Source organism: Kribbella sp. NPDC051137 (genome assembly GCF_040682535.1).
GTDB lineage: Bacteria > Actinomycetota > Actinomycetes > Propionibacteriales > Kribbellaceae > Kribbella > Kribbella karoonensis.
In genome coordinates, this window is the sequence record NZ_JBFBBI010000004.1 from 914,190 (window position 1) to 925,791 (window position 11,602).

Genomic DNA, 11,602 nt, shown 5'->3' on the forward strand with positions numbered 1-11,602 from the left:
TCGAATCCTCTCCCGCACCGACTGATGTACAACTAGGATACAAGCAGCACGCTCTCAGCGTTTGCACATCGTCGCGTGTCTACGATGCTTCGCGGACCGGGGAGGTGCTGGTTGAGGGGTGCGAAACTGCTGGCCGTCGGGGTGGCGGCGATGGCGGTCCTGTGCGGCTGCCAGGGGCCGTCGGTCAGCTCCGGACAAGGGCAGGTGGACGTCGGGCCGGAGCAGGGTGAGGTCGCGATCGGGTGGGGCCGCGAGGCCTGGCAGATCCCGGACGACCAGGTCGCCGGACCGATGGAGCTCGCGGGGTACGCCGATCACGTGAGCGTCCGCAGCGGTGAGTCGTTCCGCCTGTTCGTGACGTCGTCCGCCGGGGCGTTCACCGTCCGCGCGTACCGGGTCGGGTGGTACGGCGGTGCCGGCGCGAAGCTGATCTGGACGTCGGCGGGCATCCCGGGCAAGGCCCAGCCGCAACCACGACGTACCGCGGACCGGATGATCACCGCGGTCGACTGGACTCCGTCGTTGACCGTCCGGACCAAGGGCTGGCCGGCCGGCGGATATCTCCTGCTGCTGCGCGCGGCGAACGGCAAGGAGAAGTACGTCCCGTTCATGGTCCGCTCGGACACGGCACGCCGGGCCGTGCTGATCGTGGACGCGGTCAACACCGAGGAGGCGTACAACGCCTGGGGCGGGTACTCGCTGTACCACGGCCCGCACCGACTCCCGACCAGGCGGTCGTTGATGGTCACGTTCGATCGCCCGTACGACTTCGACGGCGCCCGCGGGGTGCTCAACGAGTACGACCCGCTGGTGCAGCAGGCAGAGCGCAGCGGCGTACGGCTGGCGTACGCGACCAGCGTCGACCTCGCGGCCGACCCGGGGCTGCTGAAGGGCGCGCGCGGAGTGGTCTTCAGCGGGCACGACGAGTACTGGACCCTCGCCGCCCGCGCGGCCGTCACGCGAGCGCGCGACGCGGGGACGAACCTGGCGTTCATGGGCGCGAACTCCGTGTTCTGGCGGGTCCGGTACGGCGCGGACGCGCACGGGCCGAACCGGATCATGTTCGGTTACAAGGACGCCGACCTGGACCCGATCCACGATGCGCCCGACACCACCGTGCACTGGCGCGCGGCGCCGCATCCCGACCCGGAGAACTCGCTCACCGGCACCCTGTACGAATGCGCTCCGGCGAAGGGCAACTTCACGGTCCTCGACCCGAACTTCTTCCTGTTCGCGGGGACCGGCGCCGGTCTCGGGACGGCGTACCAGGGGTTGATCGGCGACGAGGCGGACCGCGCCTACCCGATCGCGGGGACGCCCGCGAACCTGCAGGTGGTCGCTCACTCGCCGACCACCTGCGGTGTCCGCACCACGGTCGCGGACTCGACGTACTACACGACGCCGTCCGGTGCGGGAGTGTTCGGCACCGGGACGATCGAGTGGGTCCGCGCGCTGGAAGGCCCGGACCCCGAGTTCAACGTGAACCAGCCGTCGGTGGACTTCGCGCGGAAGGTCACCCTCAACTTGTTCAAGGCACTGGCCGCGGGACCGATGGGGCGCACCCATCCGGCCGTCCCCAACCTGGCCGCCGTGCACAACCAGGCTTCCACCGCGACCGGAACCGGCGGCAAGGTCGGCGTGGTCGCACCGATGCCCAAGCCAAAACCCTAGGAGCGCTTGTCCTGCTCGCCGGCCAGCCTGTGCAGCATCCGGTTGTACGCCTCGAGGGCCTCGTCGCTGTCCGGGTCCAGCTGCTCCTTCGGGTCCGCGCCCACCTCGGTCGCGATCACGCCGCGGCGTACGGCGTCCAGCCAGCTGCCGGTCATCCGCTCGCGCTTGGCCGGTGAAGTGACGACGCTGATCATCAGCCCGACGGCGGCGAACATCATCAGCCCGTCCCCCGCCGCCCACATCAGTCCGCCGGCAGCATGAATGTCCGCCAGCGCCGGAGGCGCCCAGCGTGGATGCATCGCCATCATCATCGGGAACGGGTTGCTGGTCGTCTGCAGCAGCACGATGCCGACGACCGTGTCCGGCAGCATCGCGATCAGGAACAGCACCAGCCGGAGCAGGTATCCCGGGTCCGAGTGCAGCGGCTCCTCGCCGAGCAACGGCAGGAAGAACAGGTACCCGGCGACGACGTACAGCACCTGCTCGCCCGTCATCAGCCAGGGATGCATCGCCATCTGGTCCATGAACCCGGTCAGGTGGGTCGCCACGATCACGACCGTGTAGATCGCCAGCCCGGCCGCCGGATGCGTGAGCAGGCCGACCGGTCGTGACGACACCAGCCGCCGGGCCCGGGACTGCCGATCGGCGGGAGCGGACTCGAGCGCGACCGTGATCGGATGCCCGAGCACGAGCAGGATCGGAACGACCATGATCAGCGTCAGGTGCAGCACCATGTGCATCCAGAACACCGACATCGAGTACGCGCCGACCCCGGACGCGATACACACCCAGAGGATCGCGCAGCCGAGGACGAAGGACACCGCGCGCCAGGTACGCACGGTCGATCGCCCGCGACCGCGAAGCCACAGGAACAGGTAGCCGCCCGCGAGCACAACGCACACCGCGAGCCAGCCCGGCGCGAGCCGCCAACTGCCCAGGAACGAGGCCCAGGTCAGCGGCTCCATGCCACTCATGTCAGACATCACCAGCAAGCATTACACATGGCGATCCGTCACCCGCGCGCGGTGCTCCAGACGTCGTACAGCTCGGCCGCGTACTCCGGACGCGCCACGAGAATCCCACCCGCAGCAGGCCAGACGGTCTCGTTCCCGGCGTCGTCGAGGAGTACGCCGCCCGCCTCGCGGACGATCAACGCGGCGGCCAGGTGGTCGATCGGGCTGAAGCGGTCGATGACCGCTCCGGCACCGCGTCCCGCCGCCGGACCGGTCAGCGACAGCGTTCCCGACCCCATCATCCGGACAGTGCAGAACCGGTCCCGCAACGCGTCGAAGAACGCGTACATCCCCGGCCACGCCTGATGCCCCAGCAGTTCGGTGCTGACCATCGTCCCGGTCAGGCTCGCACTCTCCGCCGGCGGCAGCTCCAGCGGTACGCCGTCCCGCTCCGCCCCGCGGCCCGCGACGGCTCCGAACACCTGCCCGTGCCAGGCATCGCCGACGACCGCGACGAGCGGCTCCCGGTCGATGGCGAGCGCCAGCGAGAACGCGGTCCACGGCATCCCGTTCGCGAGGTTCGCCGTACCGTCGACCGGGTCGACGTACCAGCACGGCGTCCCGGGCTGCGCGACGCCGCCCAGCTCCTCACCCACGACCAGGTGGCCCGGTAGTCGCTCGGCGATGACCTCGCGGACGTGCTGCTCGACCGCGACGTCGACCGCGGTGACGTGGTCCGCGGCGTGCGCCTTCGTCCGGATCACGCCGAGGTCGGCGCTACTTGTGTAGTCGACGGCCCAGCGTGCCAGCTCGTGGGCGACCGCCACGGCCTCTTCCAGCTCCTCGTACGTGAGCAGCGCCGGCCGGGGCGCGCTCTTCCACGATTCGGGGCCTTCGGCAACGACTCGCTGCAGGACGCGCAACCGGTTCGTTGTCACGGCGTCCGCACCGGTGGCGAGAACCCAGCGCATCACGTCCTCGTCGTCGACCGTCCAGCACGCCACCCGAGCGCCCGCCGCGTGCGCCGCCTCGACGAGCGCGGGGCTGAGGAAGATGTACGCCGAGTTGACGACGTCGGGCCGCAGTTCCGCGACAAGGTCGGCCGACGGCAGGTCGCGCCGGTCCCACGGCAGCCAGATCCGCGCGTCGGTGTCGAGCTCGCGGATCCGCCGCATCGCCTCCAGGTCACCGCACCACGCGACGTTCGCGTCCGGCACCTCGCGTACGACGGCAGCGGCCGGCGCGGCGCACTCCGGGTCGGACATGTCGATCAGCAGGGTCGCCGGCGTACCGGCAACGACCGCGAGCGCATCGGCGAGCAGGGGAATCCGGTCGTCGCCGTCGCCGAGCGCCGCCACCTCGGCCCAGTCGACCTCCGCGACGGCGCGGTCATCTCCCCACAGCCGCTCGAGCGTAGCGTCGTGCAGCAGTACGACCCGGCCGTCACGGGTCACGCGGACGTCGATCTCGACCCGGTCGGCACCGGCCTCGACCGCGGAACGGACTGCCGCGAGCGTGTTCTCCCGGTATCGCTCGACGTCTCCCCGGTGTGCGGTGATCAACGGGCCGACCCCTGACGCACGAGCTTGCCGTCCTCGAACTCGAGCCACTTCTCCACCCGCGCGTGCCCGCGGACCCCCACGGGCGGCAACGCCCCGGTGACGTACGCGCGCAGCTCGGCGTCCTCGCGCTTCACGTACAGCTCGGCGAAGTGCCCACGCGGCACCACCCGCTCGACCGTCGCGGGCACCCAGCCGTCGTTGCCGTCCGCAACGTCCGTCGCGAACCGGACATCCTCGGGGCGGATGCCGACGACACCTTCCCCGATCGCGATCCGGCCGGCCTCGATCCGTCCCTCGAACCGGTTCAGGCTCCCGATGAACGTCGCGACGAACTCCGTCGCCGGCGCGCTGTAGAGGTCGACCGAGGTGCTGAACTGCTCGATCCGGCCGTCGTTCATCACCGCGATCCGGTCCGACATCGACATCGCCTCCTCCTGGTCGTGCGTGACCACGACCGTGGTGATGCCGAGCCGCTGCTGGATCTCGCGGATGTCCTCCCGGACCTTGACCCGCAGCTTCGCGTCGAGGTTGCTCAGCGGCTCGTCGAGCAGCAGCAGCTCCGGCTCCTGGACGAGCGCGCGGGCCAGCGCTGTACGCTGCTGCTCGCCGCCCGAGATCCGGGCCGGCCGCGAGTCCTTGTGGTGCATCAGGTTCACCAGCGCGAGCGCCGCGTCGACCCGCTCGGCGATCTCCTTCTTCGGGAGCTTGCGCAGCTTGAGCGGGAAGCCGACGTTCTTCGCGACCGTCATGTGCGGCCAGAGCGCGTAGTTCTGGAACACCATCGCGCTCGGCCGCTGCTCCGGCCCGAGCCGGACGACCTCGCGGCCGCCGACCTGGATCGAGCCCGCGTCCGGGGTGAGGAAGCCCGCGATCATCCGCAGTGTCGTGGTCTTGCCGCAGCCGGACGGCCCGAGCAGCGAGACCAGTTCGCCCGCCCGGACCGTGAGGTCGAGGCTGTCGATGATGGTCCGGCCGCCGAGCGCCTTGTGCAGGCCGGTGATCTCCAGCCCGGCGGCGGCGGACCCGGTGGCCGCCCCGGGGGCGGTGCTGACGGTTGAGTTGGTGGTGGTCACGGTGCCTCTACTTGATCTGGAAGCCCTCGGCGAGCTGACCGCCGAGGATGTGCTTCTGCGCGGCCAGCAGCAGCGCGACGGAAGGGATGGCGAGCAGGATCGAGAACACCGCCGCGACCTGGGTCGGATAGTTCAGCACCAGGCTGTACATCTCGGTCGGCATCGTCATGTAGTCCGGTGCACCGACCAGGTACGTGCCCTGCGCCTCGTCGAACGACGCGAGGAAGCTCATGATCGCCGCCACCAGGATGCCCGGCAGCGCCATCGGCAGCGTCACGCTGAAGAACGTCCGCAGCTTCGACGCGCCGGCGTCCCGCGCGGCCTCCTCGAGACTCCGCGGTACGGCGGCGAACGCGGCAGCCGGGATCCACGTCATGAACACCACCGTGCCGAGCACGTGCACGATCAGGATGCCGAGGATCGTGTTCATCAGGTTCAGCGCGTAGAACAGCGCCGCCAGCGACACGAACAGCCCCATCTTCGGGAACGCGTTCGCCGCGAACAGCCCGATCAGGAAGAACCGGCGGCCCGGGAACGAGAACCGCGCGAACGCGTACGCCGCCGGCAGGCAGACGACCGCCGAGGCGAGCACCGTGATCGGGGCGAAGAACAACGAGTTCTGTACGGCGACCCCGAGCGCGTGGTCCTGCGACACGACGCTCCACCAGTGCATCGTCCAGCCGTCGGGCAGCAGGTTCGGGTACGTCCAGCTCTTCGCGAACGCGTGCACCGCCAGCCAGGCCAGCGGGCCGATGATGAAGATCGCCAGCGCGAGCGCGAAGATCGTCGCGACCGCGCCGCTGACGGCGCGCCGGGCCACCCGCGACGAGTCCGTCAGCGGCCTCGCCGCGGGTCCGATCGTTGCCTCGGCCATCAGACCGCCCCGCTTTCCTTGGCCGAGCGGAAGTTCGCCCACACGTACACCGCGGCGATCCCGGACGCGATCGCGAACACCACGAACGCCATCACCACGGACTGCTGCGGCTGGTTGAACGCCGAGAAGTAGTTCGACATGTCCACGCCGAGCATGTTCGGCGAGTTCGGGCCGGTGAAGTACGGCACCGTGAACGAGCCGAGCGTACCGATGGCCGTGAACGTCGTCGCGATCACGATCGGCACCCCCGCCATCGGCACCAGCACCGACGTGACGACCCGGACGAACGAGGCGCCGGCGTCCCGGGCGGCGTCGATCATCGCCTGCGGTACGGCCTGCAGCCCGGACGAGACCAGCAGCGTCGCGAACGGGAGCGAGGTCCACACCGACCCGATGATCACGGTGACCATCGTGAACGACCAGATCGGGAACTCGACCCCGAACTGCGCCGCCACGCTGCGCAGGAACCCGTCGGCGGAGTAGAACCCGAGGATCGCCCAGGACGCGATCACCACCGGGATGAACAGCGGGATCACCGCGAGCGCGGACAGCACCTTGCCCAGGATCCCGCCGCGGCACTTCAGGTACAGCCCGATCGTCGTCGCGAGCAGGATCACGACCGTCGTACTGACCAGCGTGACGACGACCGTCACCACCAGGTCGCCGAGGAAGCGCTGGTCGGAGAACAGGTCGGAGTACGCGCCGGCGGTCGGCGTACCGCCGTTCGCGTGGTGGACGTTCTGGCCGATCAGCGCGATCGTCCGGTTCAGGCCGCCGGTGTAGCCGAGGCTGAACAGGAACGCGAGCACGATCGGGAACCCGATGAACAGCGCGATCAGCACGATCGGGGGCAGCGCCATGAACAGGCCGCGGGTCTGCCCCTCCCTGCCGCGCCGGACCGGCCGGCTCACTTGCCGGGCACCTTCTCGTCCCACAGCTTGTTGAGGTCCTTGCCCATCTGGTCGTAGTAGCCCTTGCGCAGGTTCCGGGTGTCGGCGTTCGCGAACTTCGCGGTCACCTCGGCCGGCAGCTTGTCGGTCGAGATCGCCGGGTAGCCCGAGATGTCCTTGACGATCGCGGCCTGCTGGGCCGGCTCGAGGACGAAGTTCACCAGCTTGAGCGCCGCGTCACCGTTCGGCGTGTTCGCGGGGATGCCGAGGTAGGCGGCGCCGCCGGTGAACGACGGGTCCGAGATCTGCGCGGCCTTGACCGTCGACGGGATCGAGCCGTTCGCGACGCCGGTGGTGAACTGGTCGGACCAGACCGGGGCCATCGAGATCTGGCCGTGGGCCAGCAGGTCCAGCGTCTGCTGGTTGCCGTTCGGGTAGACGCCCTTCTGGTACACGTACGGGTTCAGGCCCTTGAGCTCGGTGAACCCCTTGTCCCAGTAGGACTCCAGGTCTTTCTCGTAGCCGACCGTCATCTTCGCGCGCGCGTCGGCGGGCACGTACTTGTCGAGCACCGTGGCCACGAAGGCACCGCCCGAGCCGCCGGACTTCGGCGAGTTGTACGTGAACTTGCCCGGGTGCGCCTTGATCCAGGCGAGCAACTCGTCGAGCGTCTTCGGCGGCGTCGGCACGGTCTTGGTGTCGTACGCCAGCAGGACCGACGAGCCGCGGTACGGGATACCGCCGGTGCCACCGGCCTTCACCACGTCCGCCGGGATGTCCGACAGCGCGGAGATCTTGCTCGCGTCGACCGGCTGCAGCAGGTTCGCCGCCGACGCCTTGGCCACGAAGCCGCCGTCGACGATGTCGAACCCGGGGTCCTTCTTCTGCGCGACCGAGCTGGCCAGCTTGGCCATCGTCTGCGCGTCGTGCTCGCCGTGCAGGTCGAGGGTGACGTCGACCTTGTAGCCCGGGTTCGCCTTCTCGAAGGCCGGGGCGAGGTCCTTCTCCCACAGCGTCTGGACATTGGTGTCGCCGCTGAGGAACACCCGGACGGTCTTGGTCCCGGAGTCACCACCGGAGTTCGCGGAGCCGGTGCTCTTCTGAGCGCATCCGGCAAGGCCGAGGGCCGCCGCGGCGATCGCCGCGGTAACCCCGACGGCAGACGTGAACTTCACACGAGCCTCCTGATCGAGCGCCGCGCCCAACCCGCGCAGCGACAATTTGGCGAACGCTATCCTCACAGCGCCGCCCCGGGCAATGCTGCCTCGGGCAACATTGCCAGGTGCGTCAATTTGTTTTAACAAATCATGACCTGATGGGGAAGATCTCACGGGACTTTCGACCCTGGCCGCGGCACGGGGCCCCGGCGACAGTGAGGGAGTGAGCACGCGCAGACTGACCGACACCGCCCGGTTGAAGATCCTCTCTCCGGCCGAGTGCCTGCGCCTGCTCGACTCGGTCCCGCTCGGCCGGCTCGTCTTCACGTACGCCGGACTGCCGGCCATCCGCCTGGTCAACTTCGTCGTGGACGACGACACGATCGTGTTCAGCACCGGGCAGGGCGACAAGTTCCGGGCCGCGGAGCGCGGCGACGTCGTCGCGTTCGAGGCCGACGAGGTGGACCTGGAGCGTCATGTCGGCTGGACCGTCACGGCGATCGGGCACCTGTCCGTCGTCACGGACGACGAGGAGGCGGAGCTGCGCCGTACCCTCGCCCTGCACTCCTGGATGCCGATCGACGAGCCGCACCTGGTCCGCCTCGGCGTCGAGTCGGTCCAAGGCCGCCGCCTGGTCCCGTGGGGAACGGCCCGCCGAAGCTGACCGCCGACGGAGACCCAGTGGAAGGAGCCCGCAGTGTCCGATCAGCTCCCCGCGCGCGACGTCGACGTACTGCTGTCGGCAGCCGTCGCCGCGCCGAGTATGCACAACACCCAGCCATGGCGTTTCGAGGTCGGCGGGCGCGTGCTCGACGTGTACCTGGACGGGTCGCGGACGCTGCCCGCCGAGGACCCGACCGGCCGGGCGATGCGGATCGCCGCCGGCGCCGCCACCTTCAACCTCCGGTGCGCGGCCGAGACCCTCGGGTACGGCGCCTGGTTCGGGCTGGCACCGTACCCGGGTGACGAGCCGGACCTGCTCGCCCGGATCGTCCTCGAACCGACCGCGGCGCGGGACGACGAGCTCACCGATCTCGCCCGGTACATCCCGTACCGGCACACCGACCGGGAGCCGTCCGACGCGGTGCCGATCGCCGAGGACGTGCGGGTCGCGCTGATGCGGGCGGCGCACGCCGAGGGGGCGGAGCTGACCTGGCTCGGCGACGACGACATTCGCAGCGTGCTCGAGCTGATCGTCGACGCCGACCTGCGCGAGATCCACGACTGGCGCCGCCGCGCCGAGCGGGCACGGTGGGTCGGTGGCGAACGGCCGGTCGACGGCGTACCCAGCGCGGCGCTCGGACCGCGGTCCGAGGGCTATCCGTCCGCTGTCCGGGACATGGGGATCCGGCCGGCCGATCGGCAACGGGCCGAGCGGCGGTTCGAGCAGCACCCGGATCTCGCCGTACTCTCCACCGAGTCCGACGAGCCGGCCGACCACGTGACGGCGGGTGCCGCGCTCGAGCGTGTGCTCCTGACCGCGACCCGGGCCGGCGTCAGTGCGTCGTTCCTCAACCAACCGCTCGAGTATGACGACCTCCGCCGCGAGGTGCAGCGCCGTACCGGGCGGCCGGGCCACGCCCACATGATCATCCGCTTCGGGCACGATCGCTCGCACGGCACCACCGCGCGCCGCCCGGTCGCCGACTTCCTCAAGCCGTCAGGGTCGTCGTGACGGAAGTCAGTCTGCCTCGTGGCGGCGGATGACCGCGACCGGTGCGGAGGCGTGGTGCAGGAGGCTCTGGCTGACCGAGCCCAGCAGCAGCCCCTTGACGCCGCCGCGACCCCGCGAACCGACGACCACCAGCGAGGCAGTCTCGGACAGCTGGATCAGGCTCGCACCGGCCCGCCCTTCGACGACCGTCGCCCGGACCGTCACCGCGGGGTACTTCTCCTGGTACGGCGCGAGGCTCTCGGCCAGCCAGTTCTTCAGGAGTTCCTTCGTACTGTCGACCAGTACGGCGTACTCCGCCTCCGGCCGCCAGCAGTACACGACCCGGAGCAGCTCCCCGGTCCGCGCCGCCTCCTCGAACGCGAACGCGAGCGCGTCTTCGGAGTCGGGCGAACCGTCGGTGCCGACCACGACCGGCCCGGTGCGGAGCTCGCCGCGTACCACCACGACCGGGCACGGCGCCTTCGCCGCCACCGCGGTGGCGACTGATCCGAGGAACGCGGCCGACATCTTGTTCTGCGTCCTGGTGCCGACGACGACCAGCTCGGCGTCGCCCATTTCGCCGAGGAGCGCGTGCGCGGGATCCAGCGCGACCAGCACGCCCGAGCCCCGCTCGGCGCCCAGCCGGTCGCGGACGAGCTGCACCGCCTCGTCGAGTTCGCCCTGGAACTCCTCCAGCGGCAACGGCAGCGGTGGCGGCACATACGCGGTCATCCCGAGCGCGGGCCAGCGCTCGAGATCGTTCAGGTACGCCCTCACCACCCGGACGGCGAGCCCGCGCTGCTCGGCCGCGTCCACGGCCCAGCGCAACGCGACCTGCGCCTCCGGCGTACCGTCCACACCCACGAGGATGTACTTGCTCATCACTGCGTCCCCTTCTGTCGTCCCGACTGCGGTGGAACCCATCACCACCAGCCTGGTCGTCACGACCGGCGCAGGGCAGAGGCCAAAGTCCCGACCTCCGCACCCACACGGCCCGACTGCCGTGTCGGCGTTCAGAGGCCCGTCGAGCCGACCAGTTGGCCGACGCCGAAGGTGACGGCCATCGCGAGGGCGCCGCCGACCACCAGCCGCGCGATCGCCGGTAGCCGACGGGCGTCGCCCAGGTGGGCGCTCAGCGCCCCGGTGCCGGCCAGGGCGAGGAGGACGACCACGAAGGTGATCGGGACCCGGTCGCCGGGCCCCGGGAGCAGGATCGCGATCAGCGGGAGCAGCGCGCCGACCGTGAACGCGAGCGCCGACGCGCCCGCCGCGTGCCACGGGTTGCTCAGGTCGTCCGGGCTGATGCCGAGCTCCGCCTCGGCGTGCGCCACCAGCGGGTCCCGCTCGGTGAGCTCGGCCGCCACCAGTTCAGCCGTCTCCGGGCGCAGACCCTTCGCCACGTAGATCGCGGTCAGCTCCGCCAGTTCGTCCTCCGGCGAGTCGGCCAGCTCCGCACGTTCCTTGGCGAGCAGTGCGCGTTCGGTGTCCCGCTGGCTGCTCACCGAGACGTACTCGCCGAGTGCCATCGACACCGCGCCCGCGGCCAGTCCGGCGACTCCCGCGGTCAGGATCGCGGTCGCGGACGTGGTCGCCCCGGCCACGCCGACCACGAGGCCTGCCGTCGACACGATGCCGTCGTTCGCACCCAGCACCCCCGCCCGCAGCCAGTTCAGCCGCTGTGCAAGGCCGCCGCGATGCGGTTCACCGGGATGCGCGGGCACCTCGTCGAAGCCAGTCATGCCGTTCCTCCTCCGGATCGCTACACATC

Annotated in this window: 11 protein-coding genes; 3 read left to right on the forward strand and 8 right to left on the reverse strand. The window is 70.3% G+C overall.

Going from position 1 to position 11,602, the window contains the following annotated elements; translation table 11 throughout:
- Positions 1–111: 111 nt before the first annotated feature.
- Positions 112–1,671, forward strand: a complete 1,560-nt coding sequence (locus AB0M51_RS25520) for a N,N-dimethylformamidase beta subunit family domain-containing protein (RefSeq protein ID WP_344194687.1) — start codon at positions 112–114, stop codon at positions 1,669–1,671.
- On the opposite strand, the gene AB0M51_RS25525 is transcribed toward AB0M51_RS25520, so the two are convergent.
- Genes AB0M51_RS25525 through AB0M51_RS25550 form a run of 6 tightly spaced genes read right to left on the reverse strand, consistent with a single transcriptional unit; the run spans position 1,668 to position 8,198 of the window.
- Positions 1,668–2,654 carry a cytochrome c oxidase assembly protein gene (locus AB0M51_RS25525; RefSeq protein ID WP_344194685.1) on the reverse strand — a complete coding sequence of 329 codons (987 nt, stop codon included), beginning with the start codon at positions 2,652–2,654 and terminating at the stop codon, positions 1,668–1,670. The two genes, AB0M51_RS25520 and AB0M51_RS25525, sit on opposite strands and share 4 nt — an antisense overlap.
- Before the next feature lie 29 nt (positions 2,655–2,683).
- Positions 2,684–4,186 (reverse strand): inositol monophosphatase family protein, encoded by a 1,503-nt coding sequence (locus tag AB0M51_RS25530; RefSeq protein ID WP_344194683.1) that lies wholly within the window; start codon positions 4,184–4,186, stop codon positions 2,684–2,686.
- Positions 4,183–5,259, reverse strand: coding sequence for an ABC transporter ATP-binding protein (locus AB0M51_RS25535; protein ID WP_344194681.1), 1,077 nt, complete (start codon positions 5,257–5,259; stop codon positions 4,183–4,185). The genes AB0M51_RS25530 and AB0M51_RS25535 overlap by 4 nt, the downstream gene beginning before the upstream one ends.
- A gap of 7 nt (positions 5,260–5,266) precedes the next feature.
- Positions 5,267–6,175: an ABC transporter permease gene (locus AB0M51_RS25540; RefSeq protein WP_344194679.1), complete on the reverse strand. Its 909-nt coding sequence runs from the start codon at positions 6,173–6,175 to the stop codon at positions 5,267–5,269.
- Positions 6,133–7,044 carry a sugar ABC transporter permease gene (locus AB0M51_RS25545; RefSeq protein ID WP_344194677.1) on the reverse strand — a complete coding sequence of 304 codons (912 nt, stop codon included), beginning with the start codon at positions 7,042–7,044 and terminating at the stop codon, positions 6,133–6,135. Before AB0M51_RS25545 ends, AB0M51_RS25540 begins: the two co-directional genes overlap by 43 nt.
- Entirely contained in the window at positions 7,041–8,198 is a 1,158-nt protein-coding gene (locus AB0M51_RS25550) for an extracellular solute-binding protein (RefSeq protein ID WP_344194675.1), read from the reverse strand. The genes AB0M51_RS25545 and AB0M51_RS25550 overlap by 4 nt, the downstream gene beginning before the upstream one ends.
- Before the next feature lie 205 nt (positions 8,199–8,403).
- Between AB0M51_RS25550 and AB0M51_RS25555 the strand changes: the two genes are divergently transcribed.
- Both AB0M51_RS25555 and AB0M51_RS25560 read left to right on the forward strand, forming a co-directional pair.
- Entirely contained in the window at positions 8,404–8,844 is a 441-nt protein-coding gene (locus tag AB0M51_RS25555) for a pyridoxamine 5'-phosphate oxidase family protein (RefSeq protein ID WP_344194673.1), read from the forward strand.
- Positions 8,845–8,877: 33 nt separating this feature from the next.
- Positions 8,878–9,855 (forward strand): hypothetical protein, encoded by a 978-nt coding sequence (locus AB0M51_RS25560; protein WP_344194671.1) that lies wholly within the window; start codon positions 8,878–8,880, stop codon positions 9,853–9,855.
- Between the two features lie 6 nt (positions 9,856–9,861).
- On the opposite strand, the gene AB0M51_RS25565 is transcribed toward AB0M51_RS25560, so the two are convergent.
- Both AB0M51_RS25565 and AB0M51_RS25570 read right to left on the reverse strand, forming a co-directional pair.
- The gene (locus AB0M51_RS25565) at positions 9,862–10,716 is read right to left on the reverse strand and encodes a universal stress protein (protein WP_344194669.1); all 855 of its coding nucleotides are present in this window, start codon (positions 10,714–10,716) and stop codon (positions 9,862–9,864) included.
- Positions 10,717–10,847: 131 nt separating this feature from the next.
- Entirely contained in the window at positions 10,848–11,573 is a 726-nt protein-coding gene (locus AB0M51_RS25570) for a VIT family protein (protein WP_344194667.1), read from the reverse strand.
- Positions 11,574–11,602: the final 29 nt, after the last annotated feature.